26 protein-coding genes and 1 pseudogene are annotated in these 25847 nt (G+C 58.8%); 12 read left to right on the top strand and 15 right to left on the bottom strand.

The features are described from left to right. Window positions 1-86 precede the first annotated feature (86 nt). The 3 genes from Q0X47_RS04590 to moaC form a co-directional block, all read right to left on the bottom strand. The gene (locus Q0X47_RS04590; protein ID WP_297723364.1) at window positions 87-968 is read right to left on the bottom strand and encodes a transporter substrate-binding domain-containing protein; all 882 of its coding nucleotides are present in this window, start codon (window positions 966-968) and stop codon (window positions 87-89) included. Between the two features lie 123 nt (window positions 969-1091). After that, window positions 1092-1619: a MogA/MoaB family molybdenum cofactor biosynthesis protein gene (locus Q0X47_RS04585; RefSeq protein ID WP_297723362.1), complete on the bottom strand. Its 528-nt coding sequence runs from the start codon at window positions 1617-1619 to the stop codon at window positions 1092-1094. Continuing rightward, entirely contained in the window at window positions 1616-2098 is a 483-nt protein-coding gene (gene moaC / locus Q0X47_RS04580) for a cyclic pyranopterin monophosphate synthase MoaC (RefSeq protein ID WP_297723439.1), read from the bottom strand. The genes Q0X47_RS04585 and moaC overlap by 4 nt, the downstream gene beginning before the upstream one ends. Before the next feature lie 98 nt (window positions 2099-2196). On the opposite strand from moaC, the gene Q0X47_RS04575 reads away from it, so the two are divergent. Genes Q0X47_RS04575 through tatC form a run of 3 tightly spaced genes read left to right on the top strand, consistent with a single transcriptional unit; the run spans window position 2197 to window position 3722 of the window. Continuing rightward, window positions 2197-2634, top strand: a complete 438-nt coding sequence (locus tag Q0X47_RS04575) for a translocase (protein WP_297723360.1) — start codon at window positions 2197-2199, stop codon at window positions 2632-2634. 45 nt (window positions 2635-2679) lie between these two features. Next, window positions 2680-2946, top strand: a complete 267-nt coding sequence (locus tag Q0X47_RS04570; RefSeq protein ID WP_297723358.1) for a twin-arginine translocase TatA/TatE family subunit — start codon at window positions 2680-2682, stop codon at window positions 2944-2946. An 8-nt stretch (window positions 2947-2954) separates the two neighbouring features. Then, complete coding sequence (gene tatC / locus Q0X47_RS04565; RefSeq protein ID WP_308535284.1) at window positions 2955-3722, top strand: twin-arginine translocase subunit TatC; 768 nt, start codon at window positions 2955-2957, stop codon at window positions 3720-3722. Between the two features lie 26 nt (window positions 3723-3748). Here tatC and glp read toward each other — a convergent pair whose 3' ends face one another. Genes glp through moaA form a run of 4 tightly spaced genes read right to left on the bottom strand, consistent with a single transcriptional unit; the run spans window position 3749 to window position 7649 of the window. Continuing rightward, a complete protein-coding gene (gene glp / locus Q0X47_RS04560) occupies window positions 3749-5005 on the bottom strand; it encodes a gephyrin-like molybdotransferase Glp (RefSeq protein ID WP_297723354.1) in 1257 nt (418 codons plus the stop codon). Continuing rightward, entirely contained in the window at window positions 5002-6231 is a 1230-nt protein-coding gene (locus tag Q0X47_RS04555) for a ThiF family adenylyltransferase (RefSeq protein WP_297723352.1), read from the bottom strand. Before Q0X47_RS04555 ends, glp begins: the two co-directional genes overlap by 4 nt. A gap of 42 nt (window positions 6232-6273) precedes the next feature. Continuing rightward, the gene (locus Q0X47_RS04550; RefSeq protein ID WP_297723350.1) at window positions 6274-6558 is read right to left on the bottom strand and encodes a MoaD/ThiS family protein; all 285 of its coding nucleotides are present in this window, start codon (window positions 6556-6558) and stop codon (window positions 6274-6276) included. Window positions 6559-6560: 2 nt separating this feature from the next. Beyond that, a complete protein-coding gene (gene moaA / locus Q0X47_RS04545) occupies window positions 6561-7649 on the bottom strand; it encodes a GTP 3',8-cyclase MoaA (protein ID WP_297723347.1) in 1089 nt (362 codons plus the stop codon). A 175-nt stretch (window positions 7650-7824) separates the two neighbouring features. Between moaA and Q0X47_RS04540 the strand changes: the two genes are divergently transcribed. The 5 genes from Q0X47_RS04540 to Q0X47_RS04520 all read left to right on the top strand — a co-directional run bounded on the left by Q0X47_RS04540 (window position 7825) and on the right by Q0X47_RS04520 (window position 11468). Continuing rightward, the gene (locus Q0X47_RS04540; protein WP_297723345.1) at window positions 7825-8103 is read left to right on the top strand and encodes a DUF6457 domain-containing protein; all 279 of its coding nucleotides are present in this window, start codon (window positions 7825-7827) and stop codon (window positions 8101-8103) included. Window positions 8104-8199: 96 nt separating this feature from the next. Next, window positions 8200-8595, top strand: a complete 396-nt coding sequence (locus Q0X47_RS04535; RefSeq protein WP_297723343.1) for a molybdopterin-binding protein — start codon at window positions 8200-8202, stop codon at window positions 8593-8595. Window positions 8596-8682: 87 nt separating this feature from the next. After that, the gene (gene modA / locus Q0X47_RS04530; RefSeq protein WP_297723341.1) at window positions 8683-9492 is read left to right on the top strand and encodes a molybdate ABC transporter substrate-binding protein; all 810 of its coding nucleotides are present in this window, start codon (window positions 8683-8685) and stop codon (window positions 9490-9492) included. A gap of 9 nt (window positions 9493-9501) precedes the next feature. Further along, window positions 9502-10329, top strand: coding sequence for an ABC transporter permease (locus Q0X47_RS04525; protein ID WP_297723339.1), 828 nt, complete (start codon window positions 9502-9504; stop codon window positions 10327-10329). Further along, complete coding sequence (locus tag Q0X47_RS04520; protein ID WP_297723337.1) at window positions 10326-11468, top strand: sulfate/molybdate ABC transporter ATP-binding protein; 1143 nt, start codon at window positions 10326-10328, stop codon at window positions 11466-11468. The genes Q0X47_RS04525 and Q0X47_RS04520 overlap by 4 nt, the downstream gene beginning before the upstream one ends. Before the next feature lie 104 nt (window positions 11469-11572). Here the strand turns inward: Q0X47_RS04520 and Q0X47_RS04515 are convergent, their stop codons facing one another. Together Q0X47_RS04515 and Q0X47_RS04510 are read right to left on the bottom strand one after the other, a co-directional pair. After that, entirely contained in the window at window positions 11573-12463 is an 891-nt protein-coding gene (locus tag Q0X47_RS04515) for an HNH endonuclease family protein (protein ID WP_297723336.1), read from the bottom strand. Beyond that, a complete protein-coding gene (locus Q0X47_RS04510; protein ID WP_297723334.1) occupies window positions 12460-13755 on the bottom strand; it encodes a site-specific DNA-methyltransferase in 1296 nt (431 codons plus the stop codon). Before Q0X47_RS04510 ends, Q0X47_RS04515 begins: the two co-directional genes overlap by 4 nt. Before the next feature lie 144 nt (window positions 13756-13899). Here Q0X47_RS04510 and Q0X47_RS04505 point away from each other — a divergent pair, with 144 nt between their 5' ends. Beyond that, the gene (locus Q0X47_RS04505) at window positions 13900-14418 is read left to right on the top strand and encodes a YbjN domain-containing protein (RefSeq protein WP_297723332.1); all 519 of its coding nucleotides are present in this window, start codon (window positions 13900-13902) and stop codon (window positions 14416-14418) included. A 4-nt stretch (window positions 14419-14422) separates the two neighbouring features. Here the strand turns inward: Q0X47_RS04505 and Q0X47_RS04500 are convergent, their stop codons facing one another. Beyond that, entirely contained in the window at window positions 14423-15853 is a 1431-nt protein-coding gene (locus tag Q0X47_RS04500; protein WP_297723330.1) for an FAD-dependent oxidoreductase, read from the bottom strand. A 151-nt stretch (window positions 15854-16004) separates the two neighbouring features. After that, a complete protein-coding gene (locus Q0X47_RS04495; RefSeq protein WP_297723328.1) occupies window positions 16005-16856 on the bottom strand; it encodes an SDR family oxidoreductase in 852 nt (283 codons plus the stop codon). 126 nt (window positions 16857-16982) lie between these two features. Here Q0X47_RS04495 and proC point away from each other — a divergent pair, with 126 nt between their 5' ends. The 3 genes from proC (at window position 16983) to Q0X47_RS04480 (ending at window position 22554) form a co-directional block, all read left to right on the top strand. Beyond that, window positions 16983-17795, top strand: a complete 813-nt coding sequence (gene proC / locus Q0X47_RS04490; RefSeq protein ID WP_297723326.1) for a pyrroline-5-carboxylate reductase — start codon at window positions 16983-16985, stop codon at window positions 17793-17795. An 85-nt stretch (window positions 17796-17880) separates the two neighbouring features. Then, complete coding sequence (gene valS, locus Q0X47_RS04485; protein WP_297723324.1) at window positions 17881-20547, top strand: valine--tRNA ligase; 2667 nt, start codon at window positions 17881-17883, stop codon at window positions 20545-20547. 51 nt (window positions 20548-20598) lie between these two features. Further along, entirely contained in the window at window positions 20599-22554 is a 1956-nt protein-coding gene (locus Q0X47_RS04480; RefSeq protein WP_297723323.1) for a long-chain fatty acid--CoA ligase, read from the top strand. A 76-nt stretch (window positions 22555-22630) separates the two neighbouring features. Here Q0X47_RS04480 and Q0X47_RS04475 read toward each other — a convergent pair whose 3' ends face one another. The 4 genes and pseudogenes from Q0X47_RS04475 to Q0X47_RS04460 form a co-directional block, all read right to left on the bottom strand. Continuing rightward, on the bottom strand, window positions 22631-23446 hold the full coding sequence (locus Q0X47_RS04475; RefSeq protein ID WP_297723321.1) for a type IIL restriction-modification enzyme MmeI: 816 nt from the start codon (window positions 23444-23446) through the stop codon (window positions 22631-22633). 565 nt (window positions 23447-24011) lie between these two features. Next, a complete protein-coding gene (locus Q0X47_RS04470; RefSeq protein WP_297723319.1) occupies window positions 24012-25022 on the bottom strand; it encodes a serine protease in 1011 nt (336 codons plus the stop codon). Window positions 25023-25107: 85 nt separating this feature from the next. Next, a pseudogene (locus tag Q0X47_RS04465) lies at window positions 25108-25434 on the bottom strand (type IIL restriction-modification enzyme MmeI); the annotation flags it as partial. A 57-nt stretch (window positions 25435-25491) separates the two neighbouring features. Then, window positions 25492-25788: a hypothetical protein gene (locus Q0X47_RS04460; RefSeq protein ID WP_297723314.1), complete on the bottom strand. Its 297-nt coding sequence runs from the start codon at window positions 25786-25788 to the stop codon at window positions 25492-25494. Window positions 25789-25847: the final 59 nt, after the last annotated feature.

Genomic DNA, 25847 nt, shown 5'->3' with positions numbered 1-25847 from the left:
CTTTGCTTTCCTCCCCTCGGAAAAGGGGCATCGCCAACAACTCTACCGTTCCATAGTATCCCAGAGAGAAAAATTTGAAAGGGATTTCAGGCAATCGGCGGGTTTAGCGTGGCATAGTGCAACGCTATAGTCTCTTCACCCCAGGGAGACAGCACATCCGCAAGCATTCCCGTATCCATCATCTTTTGCAGACCGGCTTGAATGGCTTTGGCCAGCTCAGGATTGTCTTTCGCGATGAAAGGACCCTGCGGAGCATTCCCGAAGGACTCCCCGAACATCTCAAAATTCTGGTATTTTGCCTGGTTATAGGCCAAAATGGGTGTTTCTCCGATGATGGCATCAATGCTTCCCTGGTCGACCTGGGAAATCAATTTGTCCTGATCTGGCTCAGTAATGATAGTGACCGGCGGCTTACCTATTGACACACACTCATCGCTGGCCGCCTGCAAGGTGTCGGCCTGCGTGGTGTCCGACTGTGCCGCCACGCTAAATCCACAAGGCGAGACCGGGTCAAATTCCTTCGGGTTATCTCGCTGGGTTGCATAGCTGTAACCTGCCTCAACATAGGACACCATATTTCCCTGGCGGAGCCGCTCTTTATTCAACGTCAAAGCGGCCATGCCCAAATCATCGGTGCCCTCGTTTACCTTGGGAATGATGGAGTCAAAATCTTCGTCGATGAATTGCACTTCTTTGATGCCCATTACCTTAGCGAGAGCTTTTAAGACGTCGACCTCATAGCCCACCGGCTGATTGGCGTCATCGAGAAATTCCGCCGGGGAATAATGCAGTTCCATAGCAACCCGCAACGTTTCCCGATTTTCCTGCGGCACCATCGCCGCGATAACCGGATCGGGTTTGATGGAATTAAAATCGTAAGACTGCATCGCCCCCGATTTTCCTGCTAACGCACATGACGAAAGCGCCACTGCCGTCATTGCTACACACGCTGCTGCAACCAACCTCATCGTGAATTTCATATCAGCCAACAACCTCCTGTTCTAGGCTGACCCCCCCAACATTTACAGAGTTAACACTAACTGAAGTACCCAAAATTTTACCCCTACCTGGCTGAAGATTTACTGAAAGATTCACTCTGCCAACGCGGTATCGTTCCGATCCAAAACTGCCAGGACATGGCCCAGCACCGGGGTGAGAACTTCTACTGTATCACGCACCGCGCCCGGAGAACCGGGGGAACACACCACTAGGGCGGCCCCCGCTGCCCGCGTGGAAATCCCCACCACGGGACGAGACAGCATGCCCAGGGGCCCAGCCTGTCGGTTACGTTCCAGCAACGCGGCTTCCACTCCGCTCAAACGGGCTGTTACCAGTCCCTCAACAGCTTCGGGCGTGAGGTCTCGGGGACTGACCCCCGTCCCTCCTGTCGTAAAGACCAACCGCGCCCCACTGCGACACGCCGCCGCCACGGCCTTGTGAACGGAGTCCACCCCGTCGGGAACCACCACCGGTCCAGTCACCGCAAATCCCAGTTCCGTCAGCAATTCCACCGCCAGCGGACCGGACCGATCCGGGTTCACGCCCGCAGAAACGGAATCCGAAACTGTGATGACACAAGCCGGTGTCTGTGGCGGCAAAGACTGTTCGACGTGGCTCATGATTCCCGCTCCCACGTGCCCGAACGGCCTCCGGATTTATAGGTCACGAAAGCCTCACGCAAGGTAATCTGGCGGTCCACCCCTTTCAGCATATCTACCAGCGCTAACGCCCCCACCGTGACCGCGGTCAACGCCTCCATCTCCACTCCGGTACGTTCCACACATTTCACCGTGGAGCGCAAAATGACCTCGTTGCCCTCCTGGGTAATGTCCAGGGCTACGTAGTCGATTCCCAAGGGGTGGGCCAGCGGGAGCAGCTCCGGGGTGCGTTTCACGGCCTGAATCCCGGCGATGCGCGCTACTGCCAGGGCGTCTCCTTTCGGGACACGATTATCGCGTAAAGCGGCAGCCACCTGGGGTGATACGCTGACTGTGGCTTGCGCCCGCGCTTCGCGTAACGTCTCACTTTTCGCTGACACGTCCACCATGCGGGCTTCGCCGCGTTCGTTCAGGTGGTTCATGGGTAGGGTATTTTCCATCACAAGTCTTTCTGGGAACGTCCCCGTTTTGGGGCAAGTTTTCTGAACTGACCCTTCTAATATATGCAGGAAATTGTTTCCCTTACTAGAATTGTCAGGTGGAATTTTTTGGAATCAGCGGTTCGGAGCTGCTGCTCATTTTGGTCGTGGGCGTCATCGTCATCGGCCCGAAGCACGCCGCCCAAGCTCTGCTGTGGTTCAAAGGAGTGATTGAGTGGCTGCGGGCGTGGTCCGCCCGGCTGCGCGAAGAGGCAAATTTCACCAAGTCCGGCTTGAATGTTGATTTAAAAAACTTTGACCCGCGCGAATACGACCCGCGCAAGATGATTAAAGACGCGGTCGCCGAAGAAATGCAGTTGTGGATGGAGCAAGCCACCAGTATCGAGAAAGCCGCCACCCAGGGCCTTGTGCCGGAAAAAACCCCGGGCAATCCCAAACCGCAGGCCGGCCCTAAACCTGACGATTCCCCTGCTAACCCTCCGGCCGAGCCTCCAGACGCTCCTCCGGCCACTCCCCGTCAAGAGAAACCCGCGTAAACTGATAAACTTGTGTTGATTTAGCCCTATACAGAGGAGAGATTAATGGTTCCGGCGCATGTGATGTTGTTCAGCGTAAGCCCCGTAGTGTGGATTACTGTCATCATTATTTTGGTCGTGGTTTTCGGTGCCTCGAAACTGCCGGAGATTGCTCGCAACGTGGGCAAATCCGCAAAAGTCTTGAAGGAAGAACTCAACGATTTGACCGAGGACACCAAGGCTGACGGCAAGGCTATCGAAGGCAAGGACGACGCTGCTACCGGCGATTCCTCGAAAACTGACTCTGCCTCAGGCAACGATGCCGCTAAGTAACCGCTCAAGTGCCCACTGAGAAGTCCTCTTACCAGAATCGTGATGCCCACTCTGAAGGTGTCATGACAGTGACTGCTCACCTAGCTGAGCTGCGGAAACGTATCATCTGGTCATTTGTGGGCATCACTGCGGCGGCGATTGGCGGCTGGTTTCTCTATGAAATCGCGCTGGCGCACATCACCGCCCCCATGAAAGACATCGCCGGGGCTAACCTGAACTTCCAAACTATCGGCGCGGCCTTTGACCTGAAAATCCGCGTGTCCCTCTGGTTGGGGGTGCTGATTGCTTCGCCGTGGTGGATTTTTCAAATTATGGCTTTCATCTGGCCCGGTCTGCGCCGGCGAGAACGTTTGTGGTTGCTGATTTTTGGCGTGGCCGGAGTCGTTTTGTTCGCGGCTGGTGCGGTTTTCGGCGACTGGACCGCACCGCGGGCCGTGTCGATTTTGTCCTCTTTTACTCCCCCGGATTCGGCGATGTTGCTGCAGGCCGATGCCTACATCAAGTTCTATATTCGCCTGGTATTGGCGTTCGGGATTTCTTTCCTGATTCCCGAAATTTTGGTCATGCTGAACTTCCTGGGGGTGCTCAGCGCCCGCACCATGCTAAAAGGTTGGCGCTGGGCGACGATGGTGGCGTTTATTTTCTCGGCTATCGCCAACCCACTGCCAACCCCGTGGCCCGTCATTTTGCAGGCTTCCGCCCTGCTGGCACTGTACTTCCTGGCGGTCGGCATCGCGGCTCTCCACGATTGGCGTCGGTCCCGGAAAAATTCGTAGCCCCAGCGGTGCCACGCCTCCCGGGCTCAGATCTCGAGGACTTTCACAATCGACCAAGGGGCCACGGTCTCAACGTCTCGGTCAATCAGCATCAAGGCATTCGCTTTATGCAGCGAGGCCACCAGGTGCGACTTCGATCCCAAGGGGTGGGTGCGCTGCACCGTGGGGGTTTCTCCCGGCTGTCCCGGCGTCAAACGGACAGGCACGACCTGGACTTTACCCCGCGGAGAAGTCCACGCCTCCACCACGGTCGCCTCCCGGCACACGTGCGCCTGGTCGGGATTGCGCCCGGCGAGTTTCGCCAGCACCGGCAGGGCAAACAGGTACCACGAGACGAAAACCGAAACCGGGTTTCCCGGCAGGGTCAGCACCGGTACCCGACGCCCCCCGCTCGCCTGCACGAAACCGTAACCTTGCGGCTTACCCGGCTGCAGGGCGACACGGGCGAAATGGAATCCCCAGTCGCTAACGCCCTGTTTCACCACCTCATAAGCACCAGCCGAAACTCCGCCCGAAGTCACAACCAAGTCACTCGTGTCTGCTACCTGGCGCAAGGTTTCTCGGAACTGGGCCACGTCGTCCCCGCATTGGCCCGCAAAACTAACCTCCGCCTGAGCCACTCGTGCCAAGGCCGCCGCCAGAGACGAGTTTGAATCTGGAATCATCGACCCTTCCAGCGATGCGCCTGCCCCCGCTAGTTCGGAACCGGTGGCGATAATTCCCACCCGAACTCGCGGGAAGGCCGTTACTTTCGCGTAGCCCCCCGAAATTGCCGAAGCGATCGCCCCGGGGCTCATGACCTCGCCGGCAGCCAAGACTTCGGAGCCGACCGGCAGATCCTCTCCTGCCTGGCGCACGTTCGCTCCGGCTCGGGGAACACGACGAATGGTGACCTTTTCCGGTAGCTCAACGGGACCGGGCTTTTGATCCGTGTCCTCCACTTTCACCACGGTGTCCGCCCCGGCGGGCATTTTCGCGCCGGTCATAATGCGCCACGCCTGGCCCGGCTGGCACTCGGCGCTCGGATCCGCGCCCGCCGGAATATCGCCCGCCACCGGCAACGTTACGGAACCACCAACCGGTAGCCCCGCGCTATTGAAAGCAAAACCGTCCATCGCGGAGTTCGTAAAGGGCGGCACCGACAGGCGCGAAATGACCGGTTCTGCCAGGGTCAATCCCAGAGTGTCGCCTACCGGAAGCTCCCGCGGGGCCAGTGGGGTGATTTCCGCCAAGAGACGCGCCAAAAATTCCTGGTAATCAAGCAGTTTTTCTGTCTCACTCACGATTGTTCTCCTTTGAGTTCACCAGTTTTGCCGTGCAGGTTTTCGTAACAGGATGAGTTTTGGGGTGCGGCGGCGCGGGCCGAATAATCCACCACGTTCCATTTGCCCATTCGGGCATCCCCAATGACCAGGCGCCCGATGAGGGGTTCACCCCAGCCGGAAACCATCTTGAGGACTTCGGTAGCCATCAACGACCCGGCTTGTCCGCAAACCGGGCCGAGAATTCCCGCGGTGGTGGAGTCTGGGGTACTTGCGGGCGGGGGCGGGGTCGGATAAAGCGTGCGTAAACACGTCCCGACCTCCGGAGAAAACACGCTGACCTCGAAGTTTGCCCCGACCGCGGAACCCCAAACCAGGGGTCGCGCCAACTTCGCGCAGGTGTCTGAAATCAGGTATTTCGAGGCGAACGTGTCGGTGGCATCCACCACCAGGTCGTATTGAGCGATGATTGCGGCGGCGTTCTGAGGGTCCAAGGGCGGCTCCTCGCTGACATTCACCTCGGGGTTCAGCGCGCGGACGGTGGCGGCGGCAGAAGCGGTTTTTGGCTCGCCTTGGCGGTTAAACGGGTGAATGACTTGGCGGCCCAAGTTGCTCAGGCTCACCGTGTCGCCATCGGCAATGCCCAGGACTCCCCCAGCTGCTGACAGGCCGACCCCGGCGGCGGCAAGGTACGCGATAATGGGCGAGCCTAGCCCTCCAGCGCCCACCACCAAGACTTTTGCACTCGTGACACGTTCCTGACCGGACGCCCCAAACCCCGGAATCGCACTGTGGGCCGCATAGCGGCTCTCCGGTTGGAAGTCTGCGTCGAGGTTTGACCACGCGGCATCTCCCTCGGAAAAAACCTGTTTCTTCCAGATGGGAACCCGATCCTTGACGGCATCGACCAGCCAAGACACCGTAGAAAACGCAGCTTGCCGATGGGCGGCAGAGACTCCGACCAAAATAGCGACCTCACCGACCTGCAGATGCCCCACCCGATGGCGCAACGCAATCTCGTGCACGCCAGGAACTGTACCGGCCTCATCGGCAATCTGTTGCAGTTCGCGGGCCGCGTCCGGGTGAGCGCTGTAAGTAATAGCCTCCACCCCACGCCCCTGGTCATGATTGCGCACGCGACCGATGAACACAAGCTGACACCCGGCTTCGGGCGCGGTGAAACCCGCTTCAAACCGCGCCGGGTCCAAAGGCTCATCGGTCAGGTCCGCTTGCAGTATATTTGCCAAAGATGCTCCTAAAATAATTCCAAAACTACGCGAGGATGTTAACTAGCCGCCGGCAAATGGCGGCAAAACGTCGATGGTGAGGTCGTCGAGATCCGCGAAGTCCGCGAGGCGTTTCTCGCCCGATTCGCGCAGACCCCCCACCAGGTATGACGAAACTGAAAGCACTCGATTCAAATCATTACCGCATCCACCAGCTTGAGCCGCTGCCTGAGCCAAACTCGAATCCCGCGCCACTTGTGCGGTCGCCGTATCGGTGCCCGCCGCTTCCGCAGCCGCCGCAAAAAACCGCACTTGCACACCTACCGTGGCATCGACACTATCTCGCATCTTTACCCCCCAATCTGTGCCATCGAAATCGTGGGAGATTGAAAATCACTCTGTCCCAAACCATGCCCGGAGGGTTTCCCCTGAGTCACGCCGACCCACGCTTGGGCCAGCTCATCATCAGTGGCACCGCGACGCAGCATCGCTCCCAGGTCACAGCTCAAGTCAGAGAACAGACAGGGACGCACCAATCCGGTCGGGGAAAGCCGGGTCCGGTTGCAGCTGGCGCAGAAAGGCGTGGAAACCGAAGCAATCATCCCCATCGTCCCCAGGCGCTTCGTGCCCGCTAAGTTAAACACCTGAAAACGGGTCGCCGGGGCGTGAATGTCGATGTTGTCCCGCACCGGAGACAGGCGAAACTCCTGTTCCAAGACGGGGCGCAGTTTAGAAAAATCGAGTTGCTCAGCGGAACCAACCCGAACCGTGTGCGGGCCAAAAGGCATGTACTCTATGGCGCGCCACTCGATGCCCCGCTCCAGACAAAACCGCAGCAAATCCGGAGCCTCGCGCAGACTGGCCTCGTCCAACATCACCGTGTTCAGTTTCACCGGCTGGAAACCTGCGGAGAGCGCGGCGGCAATACCCTCCAAAGCCGAGGCGAGTTCATCGCGCCCGGTAATCTGTGCAAAACGGTCGGGGTCGAGGGTGTCTAAGGAAATGTTGATGCGCTGAACTCCCGCCGCCCGCAACGCCGGAGCCAGCGGCGCCAAACTGCGGGCGTTCGTGGTGAGAGCCACCTGTGGGTCACGCCCCGCGGCCACAAACGTCTGGGAAATCCCCGCCGCTATCTCTAACAAATCCGGCCGCAACAGGGGCTCCCCACCGGTCAGGCGAACCTGGGTAATCCCCAGGCGGTGAATCGCTATCCCGGCCAAACGCAAGATTTCTGAGGAGTCCAACAACTCCCTACGCGCTACCCACTTGACGCCCTCGCGCGGTAGGCAATACGAACAGCGCAAATCGCAGCGATCTGTCAGAGACAAGCGCAAGTCGCTGGCCGTCCTGCCCCAGCTGTCCCGCAGTGGCATCGCCCAAGCAGACGCAAGTGAAGACGCCTGCCCCACACGATTGTCTCGTGTCAGCGTCTCAGTCAAACCTGCCTACTTCCTCAGCGATTGGTATATCCTGCCATTCTATCGTGTCTCAATTATTATTCCAGTTCAATAGGCATTTGTGGTTCACCCTCGCCTGATGTTGCCTTTCCATTATGCTAATGGAGTGAGCCCGCCGGCTCACTTAATTTTTGACCCCACTGACTGAGGAACAGACATGGCAGCAGAAAAGCACAAAGACGATCCGGAAAAAATGGCGAAAATGGCGGCGTGGCTACAAGCCGTCAGTCAGGAACTCCAGCTTCCGGAGGGGACTATTGCCCCCGTCCAGGAGGAACTGTTGAACCTCATCAGCGAAGTCGCACACGGGCCGTCCCGCCCGGGAGCACCCCTCACGGCTTTCCTGGTCGGGTTTGCCGCGAACGGGGATATCCAGCAGGCGGGCGCGAATGTGGCAAAACTTCGCGCCCTAGCCGCGCAGTATCCCGCGAACTGAGGGGTTACTCGCGCCCAGAGTGCCGCCGACCTTAGTTCCGCAGAAACCGGTCAAATTCGAGAAAATAACCGCAAAAGTTAAGATAAGGTGACAGGTATGTCTCAATTACGGATTAAGGACGCAGCAAATTTGCTGGGTGTCAGCGATGATACGCTACGCCGCTGGATTGATGCCGGGCAGCTCAGCGCCGGAACCGACAGCGCGGGACGTAAAGTCGTGGACGGGGCCGAACTGGCGAAACTAGCTCAAGACAAAGCCAAAGATTTTGGTGACGCGGATTCCGCGGGTTCTATTTCGGCCCGCAACCATTTCCGCGGCTTGGTCACCAAAGTCGTTTCCGACAAAGTCATGAGCCAGGTAGAAATGCAATGCGGCCCTTTCCGAGTGGTGTCCCTCATCTCCACCGAATCGGTGAAAGAACTCGGACTGGCGCCCGGCGCGGTCGCCACCGCCCGAGTCAAAGCCACGAACGTCGTAGTTGATGCATCTTAGGGAAAACCTGACGACACCCTAGTGTTGCCCCAATGAAACGGTCGGCAACGGAAAACCGCCGACCTGGCTTTCGCGAAAGGAAAACTCATGAAAACACTCGCACGTCTCGGCGCGGGCTTGGCCGGCCTCGCCCTGGCAGCCACCGGCCTCACCGCTTGTGCACCGGACAACGCCAACACCGCGAACTCAGAACCGAGCAAAACCGCTGAAGCCAAGACCATTCAAGTATTCGCCGCCGCCTCTCTCAAGGCGAGTTTCTCTGAGCTGGGCGAATCTTTCCAGAAGGAAAACCCCGACATTGCCGTGAAGTTCAACTTTGACGGTTCCTCCTCCCTGTTCGATCAGATGCAAGGAGGCGCCAAAGCTGACGTGTTCGCCTCCGCTGACGAAAAGAACATGAAGAAAGCGACCGACGCGGGTCTGAACTCCGGCGAACCGAGCATTTTTGTGAACAATACCCTGACCTTGGCAGTGCCGAAAGGTAACCCGGCCGGGGTCACCGGTCTGGACAATTCCCTCACTGGCAAGAAACTGGTCATTTGCGCCGAGGGGGTTCCCTGCGGCAACGCTTATCGTGACTTGGCGCAAAAGGTCGGTTTCACGGGTCAGGCTGTGTCCGAAGAGACTTCGGTCAAGGACGTGATGGGCAAGGTCGTGAGCGGTGAAGCTGACGCGGGCGTGGTGTACCAGACTGACGCGTTGGTGGAAAAGGACGCGGTGGACACCATCGATATTCCCGGCTCTGACACCGTGGTCAACGCCTACCCGATTGTGGTCACCAAGATGGCTGCCGACAACGGCAACGACGCGGCCGCAAAAGCGTTCGTGGACTATGTGTTGTCCGCTGCGGCGCAAAAGGTCTTTGCCAAGTACGGGTTTATGAGTCCCACTAAGTAAGGGTTCGCGTTGAACGCTAATAACCACGGTTTTCCCCGCTGGCTGTATCTGCCAGCGGGGATAGCCTTGCTGTTGGTCGTTTTGCCTATTGTCGGGCTGATGGTGCGAGTGCCGTGGACCCGTCTGGCGGAGATCCTGACTCGCGACGAATCCCGCGACGCTTTGCTGTTGAGCCTGCGTACCTGCTTGGTGTCGCTGGTGCTGGTGTTGATTCTGGGTACGCCCCTGGCGCTGCTCATCTCGCGCACCGAGGGATTTTGGGCGTACGTGTGGCGCACTTTCGCGGTCCTGCCCATGGTGTTGCCACCGGTCGTGGCCGGTTTAGCGCTCTTGGTGACGCTGGGGCGCCGCGGCGTAGTGGGGCAGTACCTGTCCTTGGCCGGTATCGAGATTGGGTTCACCACCATAGCCGTGGTGCTGGGGCAAACCTTCGTGGCCATGCCTTACTACGTGGTGTCCCTGGAGTCCGCGTTGCGCACTTTTGATTCCGGTTACGAGCGGATTGCGGCGACCTTGGGGGCGTCTCCAACCTATGTGTTGCGCCGCGTCACGCTACCCTTGCTGAGCCCTGCCATAGTCGGGGGCGCCACCATGGCTTTTGCCCGCGCCTTGGGCGAATTCGGGGCGACGCTGACTTTCGCGGGTTCTCTGCAAGGGGTGACCCGCACCCTCCCCCAGGCAATCTATCTGTTGCGCGAGGACGACTCTGACCTGGCTTTGGCGCTGTCCGTAGTCTTGGTGCTGCTGGCAGCCACCATGATGGGATTGTCGGCCATCTTTACCACCCGCCGCACCAAGCAGCTCACGACGCAGCCGGAAAGTGGTGACGACCAGTGAAAACTCGCCCTGAAACCGCGGCAAACCCCGCAGAATTCCGGTCCGCCACCACCGCGGCTGGGAGCGAAGTCCTGGTGAAGGCAGGCATCGAGGAACGCGACGTCACGGTGCAGTGCGCTTTTCCGGCGGGACTGATTACTGCTATCGTCGGACCGAACGGGGCCGGGAAGTCTACGATTTTGGGGATGATTTCCGGGCTGCTGGCTCCCGATTCAGGAGAGGTTCGCAGCGGGGAAACGGTGTTTGCTGATGCCACCCGGTTCCTGCCGCCCCATCAACGTCCAGTCGCTATGCTGACCCAAAAACCCCTGCTGTTTCCACACTTGAGCGTGCTGGAAAACGTGGCGTTTGGGCCGCGAGCCCGCCACCGGTCACGGGCGGAGGCTCGGCGTATCGCGCGCCAGGAGCTAGCGGCCGTGGGCGCTTTGGAACTGGCGGATCGCCCCGCTACGGCGCTGTCCGGCGGGCAGTCGCAGCGCGTGGCGTTGGCTCGAGCCCTAGCGACGCACCCGCAAGTCGTGCTGTTGGACGAACCATTTTCCGCCCTTGACGTCGAAACTGCCGCCAAACTGCGGGAAGTGCTGTCGAAACGGCTACGTCAAGAGCCGCGGCCGACCGTGATTTTTGTCACCCACGATCCGCTCGACGTGTGGATGCTGGCTGATCACGTGGTCGCCGTCGAGAACGGCCATTTGATCGGGGAAGGCACAGTGGTGGAAATGCTGGGCCAGCCTGCCACGAAGTTTCTGGAAAACCTGTCCGGCATGAACCTGTTGGCCGGGGTCATTGAGGAATCCGGCGAAGTCGCCACCATTGATGCCGGCGGGGTGAAACTGACGGGACTCTGGCAAGGCCAGCATCATCCCGGCCCTCAAACCCCAGCTCTCACTGCTTTTGCTCCCCAGTCCGTGGCTCTGTTCGAGACGGCTGTTTCCGGCTCTCCGCGCAACACCTGGCAGGCCCGCGTCACGGATATCACGCCGCGCGGCGCGGTGCAGTGGATCAGTTTGGAGCTGGACGGGGGGCAAAGCATTCAAGCCGTCCTGACCCCGCAAGCCGTCAGCGCCCTGCAGCTGGAACCCGGTTCACCCATTTTCGCCGAGGTTAAAGCCACTCAGATTACGGTGTATCCGCGTTAGGTTTTTATAAACCGTATATATAAGGTGAAAATAGCGCGGTAGCTGCCATTATTGGCAGCTACAGCCCAAATCCCACCTTATAATCACCAATTCCAGTTTGATACCTATGGAATTGGCTCTTCCGGACACCCTTTCAGCACCCCCATCATGGCCTGTTTCTCTGCCAGGGTCACCCACAGCCCGTATTTCGCTTTCACCGCAATCTGACGCGCCACGTAAGCGCAGCGGTAATCGCGTGCGGGCGGCAGCCATTCGGACGCATCCTGGGATTGTTTATCCTGATTGGCCTGGCCTTTCACCGCTTCCAAGTTCAGCGGATCGTTAGCGATGGCTTCCCGTTGCCGCTGGCTGAGCTGCTGGCCGCCAGTACGCCACACGTTACCCAACGCCACCACGTGGTCAATCTGGACCGCGTCAGAGGTTTCCTGCGACCGCTTGAAATCAACGGTTTCCCCGGTGTATTTATCGTGCAAAACCCCGCTTTGCACCACGCAGTGAGCGGGAGTGGTGTTCGTAGCCGTTCGATATTGGATGTTCTCTAGGTCGCGAGCCAGCACTTCGTTGCGCGTATTGCAATTGTCACCGTCGAGATCCAGCCACCCCTTGCCGAACAATTGCTCGCGGTCGAAGCCGTGGAAAGGATCTTTGTCGCGCACTTCCAAAGTGCCCAACACGTCACTAGCGCGGCTCCCCGCAGTTTTTCCAGCAGCGGCGTCACGAGTCTGTTCCCCGGCGTTCCCTGATTGACTGGCGGAATGAGTCTGGTCACCGCCGATGAGCCCGAACAACCAGCCGTCGTCCCCGACGAACTGAGTGCCCAAACCGGTCACAGCCACCACAGCGAAAGCCACCAAAGCCAGATTGCGTCCGCGCTGGTTACGGTTTGAACTCTTGCCGAACCACCCATCCCAGGGTGCCACCTGCGGAGTTTCCGGTTCCAGACCGCGGTTTTCCTCCGGCCCAGCACCCTGACCAGTTTTATTCTGTTTGCTCATGCGTCCAGCCTAACGAAGTAATCTTGCCCGGTCACATCTGCCACCAGTCCCACCCCACGAGGGTTCTCCCCGAAGGCGGCAAAATCAACGACCGTGTCTCGTGACGGCGCCACCACGGACTGAGGCGTGAAAACTCCGGCGGAAAAACCGGCAAAATCCGGATCCAGAGCCACCCAATCCACCAGCTCCGTCCAGTCCGGTTTGTCGGATTTGTCGGTCGTATCGTCCCCAGCGGCACATTTCGCCCCGGCGGCACCCAACTTCGCGATGCGGGTCTCGACCTCTCGGCCCAACAACTCCAAGCCCGGCACGATTTGGTTGGCTCCCCAGGAGGCGGAATCTCGCCACACCTCAAAGCCGACCCCGTCCTGCACCAGGCGCCGCCGAGCCAGATGCACCCCCAAACTATTGCGCTCTATCCCCAGGAAACGCCGTCCCAGCTGGGCTGCCGCCACCAAAGTGGAACCGGACCCGGCAAAGCAGTCCATCACCAGTCCCCCCGGCGGGCACGCCGCGGCGATGGCGCGTTGCATGACTTCCACCGGTTTTTGAGTCGGATACCCCACCCAGGTTTCGGAATGATTCGGCGGCCGGGAAATCTGCCAAACATCGGGGGCGACCATACCCAGCGGGTTAAACATTTCGCGGCGTTTCGGGGCAATGGCCGCGTTATACGCCACCCGCACCGCATCGGGGTCGAAGTAGTGGCGGTGCCGGTCGCGGGCGTAAAACAGGATGGTGTCGTGTTTGTGGCCAAAAGCCCGCCTCGACCCCCCGCCCGAAGCGTAAGCCCACACAATCTCGTTGACCAGGTTACTTGCCCCAAACACCTCGTCCATAACCAGGCGCAAAGCGGCGGAGGAATGCCAATCGCAGTGCACAAAAATCGTTCCCGTTGGCGACAAAAATCGCCGTAGCACCGTCAGCCTCTCGTACAGATGTTGCAGATAATCAGCGGTTTTCCAGCGGTCGCCATACTGTTTCACGGCAATAGTGCGTTTCGAGGCACCGCGGTGGTGCGTGCGAATCTGTTGCACATAGTCAGCCCCGGAGTTAAACGGCGGATCGATATAGATACAGTCGACGCTGCCCTCGTATTGGGGCAGCAATCCGCTCATGACCTGCAAGTTTTCCCCGATATAGAGGCGGTTTTCGCACTGCGATGTCGCCACTTCATCCCCGAGCATTTCGCGGTAGCGTTCGGCGGGGACGTAGGGTCGAGTTTCGGGCAACACCACTTCGTGTTTTCCGCGCCACGTGAAAGCCAGTTCCGGAGGTTTTTCCTGCACCATCCCATCCTACTGTGGGCGGGTCAGCGAGCAATAACCCGCAATTCCCAGCGGAAACCCGCGCTTTCACCCCCAGAGAAATTCCGCGGCAGGGCCTGGTGAAATCGGCTAAAATGAAACCTACCACCAGTCGGGAGGAGACGGGCCATGAGTGAGGACAGCGGGGATTTTTTCGATAATCCTTTCGAGTTGCCATTCGACAACGCGCCTTTTTCCGTCAATAGGCTGCCCAACCTGACTCGTGACCGAGTTAAGAAAGTCCTGGAAGGCCACAACTGGAGTTACCAGGTCAACCACGACGGCGATGTAGGCGGGGCCTGGCAAAACGGCATCTATTACTTCCAGGTAACCGGAGAAAAGGACACTATCCTCTGTGTGCGCGGCACTTGGCGCGGAGAACCGGAACTAGACGATTTCATCCTGATTAACTCGATTTGTAACCGCTGGAACACGGATTACTACTGGCCGAAAGCCTACGCGCGAGTGACCGAGGATCGCGAAGTCTACGTGCATACGGAACTGCCCATCAGCTGGCGTACCGGCTTGACGGACGCGCAGCTGGACGAACAGGTACGCTGCGCCTTGGAATCCAGCGAGGATTTCTTTGAGCATTTGGCCGAGCAGCTTCCCGACGCGGTGCCGGAACCGGACGAAGATTCCGAATAGGCTCTTACGTGGGCAGCATCCACCACAGGGCGCGGCCTTTGGCACGGTAGCGTTCCAAGAAACGCTCCATCCGCACTGCCCAATAGGGTCCCAAACCGTGACGTACCCGCAGCACCTGCCGCGCGGCGTCTTTACCTTTCTTTGGGTAGGTCAGCTCTGCATAGAAACCCCGCGAGGAAATCAGCCCGTAATCCCAACACAAACTCAACACTGATTCAATCTCTTCCAAGGTTTCAGGCAAAACTTTGTTTTTCTGGTCGGTCAGTTCCTCAATAATCAAATCCGTAACCTGGCGGCTCATCAAGTGAGCCATGTCACGAGTCTGCATCGGGACGGGTGCCGGGACAGAATCGCTATCCGCGGTAAGTTCGCGCGTGTCCATCGCGATAGCCGAACCAATCCCAAAAATATTGCGATACGTGGGATTGCGGAAAGTGCGCGGCAAGACTGTCACCACTTGGCCGGAGCCGTTTTGCTGGGTTTTCGCGTCCACCCGCAGCCGCCCCCAGCCGTCGTACAAGTCCTCGCGCAAATCCGCTCCGTTCGCGTCATGCACCGCCAAGGGAGTGAGGACCCGCGCCGCTTCCACCGCCACCAAATCGCATTCCATTTCTTCGGGCTGGCTCTCGCCGTGTACCGGGACAAACCTGACTCTGCGCCCATTGATCGAGGCCAGGCGCATATCTTTGTGCAGAATCAGGCGGTGCCGATCAATGAGATGCACGAGGGCGGTCTGCATGTCCTCTTCCATCTTCGGGTCGTCGGTGTGGCCGTACATCCACGGTCGTCCCGCGTCGAAAAAGTGCAGTTCCACCCGGGAGCGCAGGAAAGCGGCCCGCAGCACCTCGTCCACGCACAAGGCATATTCCAGCGCCCCGTAGAAACCACCCATGCCGCGGGCGGACCGACCGATGGCGATGACTTTCGGCTTGTCGTCCACCGGGGAATCCTGCAGTTCAAACAGCAGTCTGCGCAGTTCCGCCTCCCCCGCGATGGCGCTGTCCAGGCGGTCCAGGACACAGGTCGGCACCGTGGTCGCTTCCGCGGGAATGCCCGCGACCCGATCAATGTCGTGCCCGGTGGCGATGACCAGGTAATCGTAAGGCACCCGCGCGACTTCCCCCTCCAGATGTGAGCCGGTAAAAGTCATCTGGACCTGGGGACGCGGGTCGTCCCGGTAGCCCTTGGGGTAAACCGCGGTGGCCACGCCCTGGTGAAAAATAATTCCTTTGCGCCGATAGAGAGGACCGAGCGGAACGATTTGGCGCTGCACCGACTGCAGGCCGGAGGCAATCTGGGCCATGACGTCGGGATTCGTCCACGCTGAGCCGGGGCTGATAACGATGACATCGTGGTCGTCTTTTAGGCGGTGTTTTAAGCCGAGGGCTGTCGAATGGCCGGCCATACCAGCCCCTATAACAACAATCCGGGCCATCTTAATATCCGTTTCTCTTCAGGAGTTCCGCCGAAAACGTTGCCCCGCAACGTTTTTTCACCGGCTCCACACCACCACGCGCCGACACACACTCGCTACGCTCCCTGTCGGCACGCCAACCGGCTCCTATAACAACAATCCGCGCCATGGTTCACCTGGCTGAATTGTCCAGGCGGACTTTGATGGTGCTGGTGGCTTGTTCCACCGGCTTGATTTTCAGCTGGTCGATATTCACGTGCGCCGGCAAGTTCAAGGTCCACACAATAGCTTGGGCGACATCGGCCCCCACCAGCGGATAGTCCACCCCGACATAAACGCCCTCCGCCGCAGCCTTGTCCTCTAGGCGGGCCAAGGAAAATTCCGGGGTTTGCACCAAACCGGGCATAATCTCGATAATCCGAATCGGTTTACCCACCAGCTCCAGGCGCAACGTCTCGGGCAGCATCGCCTCGGCGTGCTTGGCGGCGGTATAACCCGCCCCGCCCGGATACGTCTCGTGACCGGCAGTCGAAGTGACGAACACCAAATCCCCACCCCCGTGAGCCAACATTTGCGGCAGGAAAGCCTGAGTGACCTGCAGGGAGGACAAAACGTTGATGCTGTACATGGTTTTCCACCGCTCCAGCTTTGCCTCCCTTACGGTGTCGGTGCCGCGCGCTCCCCCGGCATTATTGACCACCGCGTCCACGACCTGTCCCTCGGCGGTCGCCCACTCAAACAGCGCCTGCACGTGCTCAGGAATGGTCAGGTCAGCGGCAAAAGCCGCACAGCCCGTCTCATAAGCCAGTGCGGCCAGCCTTTCGGCGCGCCGGGCGGTCGCTAGAACCTCCCATCCGCAGGCACACAGCTGTTTCACGGTTTCCCAGCCGATGCCGGTAGAAGCCCCGGTCACCAGCACTCGTCCCGGCTGGCGGGCCGGGCGCGTTTCGGGAACGGTAATTCCGAAACTTTGGGGGTCAAGAGGGTGTGAGGACGGCTTTACGGGTCCGGGTGTGACGCTCATCTTTTGGTTACCTTTCCAAAATTTTTGGCTGCAGAGCCACGCTATAGACTTAGCCTATAGGAAAACGACTCCGGCGGTTTGCTCTGAGCGCCAGGGAAAACTGCGCAAATCAGGAAAAGAGGCAAGATGAAACTCGGTTTTATTGGAATGGGTGCCATGGGTTCGGCAATCGCGGCGGGAGCCCTGAAGCACGACTTCGTCAAGGCCAGTGACCTGAGTTTTTCTGACTTCGGTGTGACCCCGGGGGAACACCCGCTGACCAAAGAGTTCGGAGCCCAGCAGGTGGCTTCTAACCGGGAACTGATCGCGGCGGTTGACGCGGTAGTCGTCGCCGTGAAACCGAAACATATCGGCGCAGTCCTCACCGAAATTGCCCCGGAACTGGGAGGAAAGCTGGTCATTTCTATCGCCGGAGGGGTCGGGCTGAACCATCTGGAGGGCTGGTTGTCCCCGGAGACCCCCATCGTGCGGGTCATGCCAAACCTGAACGCCCAGGTCAACGCCGCCATGTCGGCCTTGTGCGCGAACCCGGCGGTAACCCCGGAACAAAAGCAGTACGCCCTGGGACTGTTCAACGCGGTGGGGCGCACGGTCGAGCTGGAGGAATCCTTGTTCCCCGCGTTTACCGCCATTGCCGGGTGTGCCCCCGCCTGGACTTATACCTACGTGGAAGCCTTGGCAAAAGCCGGCGTGGCTGCGGGCCTGACGAAGACTGCGGCCATCGAGTCCGCGACCCAGATGCTGCTGGGCTCCGCCCTCATGCTGCAAAACGGTTTGGAAAAGGGCGCTCACCCCGGCCAACTGGTCGATCGGGTGTGTTCCCCCGGCGGCTCCACCATCGCCGGTTTGCTGGCGGGCGAGGACGCGGGATTCTCGCGAGCCGTAGTACACATGGTTGAGGGCGCCATGGCCGGGGACGCCAAAGCGACCCAGAAATAACCCCCGCCCCACCGAACCCGTTAGGGTAGCGGGAACGCGAGCGGGTAGACTATTGCAGGTAAATCACAACAATAAAAGGAAAACGATGACCGAGAGACTGAACGCTCCGAGCGTACCGGCAAAGACGACCCTGGACGGGATTGAGGACAAATGGCGCAAGGTGTGGGCGGACACACAGATTTACGCTTTTGACCCCGACACTACCCGGGAAGCCGTTTACTCTATCGATACCCCGCCGCCCACCGTGTCTGGATCACTGCACGTCGGTCACGTGTTTTCCTATACCCACACGGATTTGGTGGCGCGTTACCAGCGGATGCGCGGCAAGAACGTGTTTTACCCGATGGGTTGGGACGACAACGGTCTGCCGACCGAGCGCCGGGTGCAAAACTATTTCGGGGTGCGTTGCGACCCGTCCCTCCCTTACGTGCCCGACTTCACTCCTCCGTATGAGGGCGGGGAAGGCAAGTCCATCAAAAACGCTGACCAGGTGCCGATCAGCCGCAAAAACTTCGTGGAGCTGTGCGAACGCTTGACCGCGCAAGACGAAAAACAGTTCGAGGAACTCTGGCGGACGCTGGGTCTGTCTATCGACTGGTCCTACACGATGCAGACTATCGGTAAGCCTGCGCAAAAGGTGGCCCAGACGTTTTTCCTGCGTAACTTTGCTCGAGGCGAGGTGTACGCTGCCGAAGCGCCGGGTCTGTGGGACGTCACGTTCCAGACCGCGGTGGCACAAGCCGAGTTGGAGGCGCGCGACTATCCCGGCTCCTACCATTCTTTCGCGTTCCACCGCGAGGACGGCAAAGGCGACATCGTTATCGAGACGACCCGTCCGGAACTGCTGGGGGCGTGCTGCGCGCTGATTGCCCACCCCGACGATGAACGTTACGCCGATATGTTCGGTACCTATGTCACGTCACCAGGGTTTGACGTGCGGGTTCCCGTGTTGGCTCACCCCGAGGCCGAGATAGACAAGGGTTCAGGTATCGCCATGTGCTGTACTTTCGGCGACCTGGTGGACGTGGATTGGTGGCGGGATTTGCAGCTGCCGACCCGCGTCATCCTGCGCAAGGACGGTCGGATTATTCCTGACGTGCCGGATTGGATTACTTCCGAGCGCGGCCGGGCACTGTACCAGGAAACCGCCGGGAAAACGGCGTTCTCCGCCCGGAAAGCTATCGTCGAGGCATTGCGGGAATCCGGGGAAATGCTGGGGGATCCGAAACCGACCCAGCGTATGACGAACTTTTATGAAAAAGGCGACAAGCCCCTGGAAATCGTGACTTCACGCCAGTGGTACATCCGCAACGGCGGCCAGCCTTATGCCCGCACCGCAGGAGGCACGGATTTGCGCGAGGAACTGTTGGCGCGCGGGCGTGAGCTGGACTTTGTGCCTGACTTTATGCGGGTTCGCTACGAGAACTGGGTCAACGGTTTGAACACTGACTGGCTCATTTCCCGTCAGCGTTTCTTTGGGGTGCCGCTGCCCCTGTGGTATCCGGTCAAGGACTCTGGTGAAACGGACTTTGACCACCCGATTTTGCCCAGCGAGGACGTGCTGCCTATCGATCCGACCACGGACACACCCGCCGGATTCGATGAATCTCAGCGTGGCGTGCCGGGCGGTTTCGTGGCGGAAGTCGACATTATGGACACCTGGGCGACCTCCAGCCTGACCCCCGAAATCTATTCGGGTTTTGGGCGGGACGAAAAGCTGTTTGCGGCGACTTTCCCGATGGACTTGCGTCCCCAAGGTCAAGACATTATCCGTACTTGGCTGTTCTCGACCGTGGTGCGGTCCCACCTGGAGTTTGACGCCCTGCCGTGGCGCCAGGCCGCGATTTCGGGCTGGATTTTGGATCCTGACCACAAAAAGATGTCGAAGTCCAAAGGCAACGTGGTGACCCCGATGGGACTGCTGGAAAAGCACTCTTCCGACGCGGTGCGCTACTGGGCGGCCTCGGCCCGGTTGGGGACGGACGCGGCCTTTGACGAAGGCGAGATGAAGGTCGGGCGGCGTTTGGCTATCAAACTGTTGAACGCGTCGAAGTTCGCGCTCTCGATGGGCGGGGACGCCGACCTGGTCTTGGATCCGGCGCTGGTAACAGTCGAGGTAGACCGGTCTTTGATTGCCACCCTAGCGGAAGTCATTACCTCCGCAACCAAGGCTTTCGAGGAAATGAACCATGCTCGCGCCCTGGAAGTGACCGAGAGCTTCTTCTGGACGCTGTGTGATGATTACTTGGAGCTGGTCAAGGACCGAGCTTACGGCAAGGATCCGGCGGCCGATAGCGCCGCGGTCGCTTCCGCGCGCACGACCCTGGCGCTGGCGATTGATAACGTGGTGCGCCTACTCGCACCGTTCTTGCCTTTCACCACCGAGGAAGTGTGGTCCTGGTATCGCACCGGGTCGGTGCACCGGACGGCTTGGCCCAGCACCGACGGTTTGGATAGCGTGAGCGGCAATCCCCAGGTGTTGCGGGCGGCCGGCGGAGCACTGTCGGCCCTCCGTAAGGTCAAGTCGGATGCCAAAGTGTCCCAGCGCACCCCATTCTTGCACGCCACCGTGACTTTCCCCGAGCCCGACGTGGCGTGTGCCGAGGCGGCACGCGTCGACTTGGTGGCCGCCAACCACGTGGAGGGCAAGCTGGAGTTTGTCGCTGGCGAGGTCGAATACCCCCAGGTCAGCGCCGCCGAGCTGGGTGAGCCCCCGGCAAAACCGGCGAAACCCGAAAAACCTACAAAGTAGGTCCGCTAGCGTTTTTGTTCCGCAGAATTTATCAAGGAAGAATCTCCCCCAATGACCGAAGAATACGTCTCGCCCATAGAGGTCAAAACCCTTCCGGATGGCACGATAGAGGCCTTCAACCCCGCTCCCGGCAACATACCCCACTCGTGGAATATTGTGAAGATGCTGCTCAACAGGGTAAAGCGCGACCCGGACGGCACCATCATCGAGCGAAAGGCGGGCCTGGGCCGCGAGTGGCAAAAGATTACGGCACGCGGATTCCTTGACGAGGTAGATTCGGTGGCGCGCGGCTTGCTGGCGCTGGGATTGCAAGCCGGGGATCGTATGGCGCTGATGGCGCACACATCTTACGAGTGGACGCTGCTGGATTACGCGTGCTGGAGCTTGGGCGCGGTGAACGTGCCGCTGTACGAGACTTCCTCCATCGCCCAGATTGGAACGGTCCTGAGCCAGGCGGAAATCAAGATTGCCTTCGCGGAGGACGCGCGCTTGGCGGAGGCCATCTCCGCCGCCGCAGATAAGGTAAATCGCGAGGTGAAGGTGCTGTCCCTGGATCTTGGGGCGATAGCGGCTTTGCACGAGGCAGGCCGCAGCGTCGCGCAGGTGGAAGTGGATGAGGCGCGCAAACGCTTGAATATGGACACGCTTGCCACCATTATCTACACCTCCGGAACCTCTGGAGATCCGAAAGGCACCCTGCTGACGCACGGAAACTTCACCTCCCTAGTGTGGTTCAACATGGATTGGATGCCGGATTTCTCGAAGGATCCGCGCGCCCGGCTGCTGCTGTTCCTTCCCCTGGCTCACGTCTACGCCAGGTTGCTTCAAATCTTCATGATTAGCGGTTCCGGCGTGATTGCCCACTCCCCGAACATCAAGAACCTGCTGCCCGATATCGCCTCTTTTCGGCCAACCTACCTGCTGGTGGTGCCCCGAGTGTTGGAGAAAATCTACAACTCGGCTCAAAACCAAGCCAGCCGTTCCAAACCAAAGCACATTATCTTCAATCGTGCTGTGAACACGGCGATTGAGTATTCTCGCGCCCTGGACACCACCGAGGGTCCCTCACGCGCCCTTAGGGCACGTCATACCCTTTATGAACAGCTCGTTTACCGTAAACTCATGGGACTGCTGGGCGGCAGATGCGAGTTCGTAGTTTCCGGTGGAGGCGCCCTGGGCGAGCGCCTGGGACATTTCTATCGCGGAGTCGGCGTCGACGTGCTGGAGGGCTACGGCATGACGGAATCCTGCGCCGCAGTCACCGTGAACACCCTGCAACTGCATCGCATTGGCACCGTGGGACCGCCGGTGCGCAGCGCGCGGATACGCGTCACCCCGGAGGGAGAAATCCTGATGAGAGGCCCGACCATCAGTCCCGGATATCTCAAGCCCGAGAGCAACGACGGAGTGTTCGACGCGGAAGGCTGGCTGCACTCGGGGGATTTGGGGCAGATGAACCCAGACGGACTGCTGAAGATAACCGGCAGAGCCAAGGAAATTCTGGTTACGGCCGGGGGCAAGAACGTTGCCCCGGCAACCTTGGAGGAGCCGCTGCAATCCCACCCCCTGATTTCGCAGATTATGGTGGTGGGAGAAGGCAAGCCCTTCGTTGGCGCCCTGGTGACGCTCGACGGGGAAATGCTGCCGAGCTGGCTGAAGAAGAAGGGCCTGGACCCGATGGACGTGACGGCTGCGGCACGTCACCCAGCGGTGCACGCCTCCATTTCTCGCGCCATCGCAAAAGCCAACGCCGGAGTTTCGCGGGCGGAATCTATCCGCGAGTTTCGCATTCTGCCTTTCGATTTCACCGAGGCGAACCGAATGCTGACGCCTTCCATGAAGGTGCGCCGTCAGGTCGTGATGGAAAAATGCGCCGACGCCATTGCGGATATTTACGCAGGGGTGTCCCAACCCAATTTGGAAACGAATTCCTCCGCTGGACACACGGACTTGTCCAAGGTCACGGGGTATTTGAAGAACCTGTTGAGTTTCCCGCGCGGGGAGTAACCGCCGGCATTTTTGCGGTATAGAGAGCAAAGAGGTGCGAGACAATGTCCGCTTCGCTGCAATCGGTCGACAGACCCTAGGCTGCCTCGACCGCGCGGTCATTTTCGAGGTGTGCCTCCCGCAACTCAGCCGGCATCAAGTCCGGGTCATAGAGCGTGGCGAGGGAAGCGTCCGGATAAAGCGCACGCGCCTCCAAAATTCCCAGCGCGCTGTGTTCAATGCGCTCACGCTCGGCAGGGGTGGCATCGGGCCACACCAAGTTGTTGTACACCGTCGTGTTGCCGTAGCGGTAACGCATCTCCAACCTGCCAGCAACCACGCGCATCCAGGCATTATGCGCCCGCGAGACTAAAACCCCGAAAACATAGCGCGAATCGGTCGGCACGAAATACAGTTGATTTCCTGGAATCATACCGTCCGTAACAAAACCCATCGGAATATAATCACGGCGCTCCGAGGACACTGGGGGCACCCCGATATATATGCCATCCTGGAATTTTCCGCACGGGCGCAAGAGGTGCGGTCGGTCGGCAAGTTTGTAGGCGTCTCCAGTCTTTACCTGCGCCAGACGCCAAGCACGGCAAGCCTCCACCCGTGAGCGCAGTTTCGGTAAGGCAGCCAGCTCGTTAGGGGTAATACCTTCCAGCCACAAACAGTAACGATCCTCTCCCCTAATGAACTCCGCCCCCATAGAAAACTTCCGCACCCAGCGCTCGGCTCCAGGCTCGACCGCCAGCAGCTCCGCACGTTCTTCGGGTGACAGCAGCAGAAATCCATTGTCAGTGGGCTGAAATCCCTTTGACATTTCCGGCACATCACACAGCGGCTTCATCTGGCGCTCCAAGAACACATCCGGCGCGTCCGCGAGGTATCCGTTCAAGCGACTCACCACACGTCGCACCCCGACGCCTCCCCGCCTGGTACGCTGCGCCGGCGGGAGGGCACCCGACGAAGGAGCCTGTGGGTGCTCGTAGTTTCTCTTAGCAACTACGTTGCTTAGAGAAACAGAGCAGGACCCCACCAAGCCCCGAGACGCGGTGCCCCCGGCGGCGTCACCCGGCAAAACAGCCTGCCTTGACGCATAATCCCACACGTATTTCACTTTCCGCTCCGTGTAGGAAAACCCGATAATCACGCAGTACACGTGCGCCTGGACGGACGCTGGGGCAAGCCCCGCCTCAGTATGCGCATAAAAGATAAAGTGAGCGAGCTTGAACTGGGGAAACGTTACTGTGAAATAACGCTGTTTTACGGCGATGGCATGGGAGCAGGAGTAGCTGACTCCATTCGCTTCTTGGTCCAGTAATTACTATCACCTACAGGTGCTTGCGTTGAGGTTGGAGAGTCCTGCACTGGAGTAGCTTGCCGTGAATGCAAAGCAAGCAGAACTAGCCCAATCACAAGGCAGATAATAATTATTGCGACCAATATAGGCAGCCAACGCCTCCTTATCAGGCTCATTTAATACCTAGGAAAAGATCCTTTACCGCGTTATCGAAAGGTGTAGAAATAAGCAACTTATCCCCTGAAGTTGTTCGGCGAGATGTTACACCGTAAACGTATCCCAGATTCGCATTGATTCTTGTTAGTAGCCAAGGACCTCCACTTGCCCCACCGGTCATACCGCAGGGCATTACCATGTCGCTGGACCAAAAACCCCGCTTCCTGGTATTCCCGTCACAGTAGTAAGGAGTTGTACCATGGTATGGTTTTTCTGCAGGCCAACCCCATATTCTCACTCCAGTCTGATTGTGTCCATAGTTATAAGAAAGCCCATTACCACCAACTGTAGCCACTAAGGATCTTCCGTTGCGAGGATACACGGTGAAGAATGCTTGGTCGCGAGAAAAATCTGATGAGTCAATCCATCCTTTAAAGGTGTGTGCCGTCTTCCAATTCCACAGGCCGTATCCTGACACGCCGTTGTAGTATCCAGGCGCGAATGCAATGTTTGAATGCCATCCTTCTCCCTTTCCCCCATGTACGCAGTGTCCTGCGGTGGACACTACGTTTTTCGTCGAACCGTTAATTGCCGAGCCCGAGCACACATAGTTTTTACCTTTATAAGTGAAAAACACTTTTCCAGCAGTTGATGGGACGGCCGTGTTCCGGGTTCGTGTTACTGTCGGCAATTCGGGGTACACAGGATGAGACAAATCCTCTCCCAAACTAACACCTTTAGATTGTTGACTGGATGGTTTGGTGTCGGTTTGATAAAACTCGGAAGCTAATTCGTCTGCAGGAATTGCAGATTGCATCTTTTCTTCCGTCCAGTAGCCTGTGGGATCTAATTCCTGAGTAGATGATCTTGGTGAATTGACTGAGGGTGCACTGGTTGATACTGGCTGGTCACCCGTGCCGTCATCTGCAATCGGAGATGCTTGGGCAGTTGGCATCATGAAGCCTGCAAACAACGCTAAGATAGCGAACAGAGCAGTAACAGGTAAAGTTTGACGTCGAATTTTCATAATAACCTCCAATTTTTTTCTTTATTCACCTCTACCCTAGGTGGGTTTTAACTAATTTGCAAGAGTCTAAATTGACATATTGTCATTATTTCTGGTAAATAAGATTAACTTTTCGTCTCGTGGACGATTGTGTACCACACCTTGTTGGCGGTTCGGCACGTGCAGAATCCGCGGCATAATCCCACACCTGCGCCAACGGGGTCTTTAAAACCCCCTGCCGCATCTCGGGAGCGTCAAAGTCCACCCCCAGGGATTTTTGCTCCACCATCACGGAGGCATCGCGAATCCACACATCGATGAAACCACCGCCAGCGACGCGATGTTCAAACAACACCGAGTCCATGCGCACGTAGCCCAGCACGTCACGCAACAGCAGCGTCCAGAACTTTTGGCACTCGCCCTTTTCGTAGCCCTTGCCAGCCCGATCTGGAGCCGCACTCCTCCAGGGAACTCACGGACTTGTCTAAGGTCACGGGGTATTTGAAGAACCTGTTGAGTTTCCCGCGCGGGGAGTAGACGCCGACATTTTGGCGGCATAGAGAGCAAAGAGGTACGAGACGATGTCTGCCTCATCGCTATCGGTCGGCAGACCGTAGGTTGCCTCGACCGCGCGGTCGTTTTCGCGGTGCGCTGCCACAACTTTAGACCCTTCGCCAAGGTCGGATCCTCGGCGCGCGGCCGTAACCGCCAGCGAACTGAGTAATCCCCCGGCAAAACCGGCGAAACCAGCAAAGTGATTGAGGCCCGACCCCGCTGATGAAATCACGACGCGGCGGCGCTATTGACCCTCCCGGCTGACCTCAACCGCAATGCGCCTGGACAGCC

Origin of the sequence: uncultured Mobiluncus sp., assembly GCF_947254095.1 — a bacterium.
Taxonomy (GTDB): domain Bacteria; phylum Actinomycetota; class Actinomycetes; order Actinomycetales; family Actinomycetaceae; genus Mobiluncus.
Note: the sequence above shows the minus strand (reverse complement) of the source record. Positions and strands in the feature narration are given on the sequence as shown.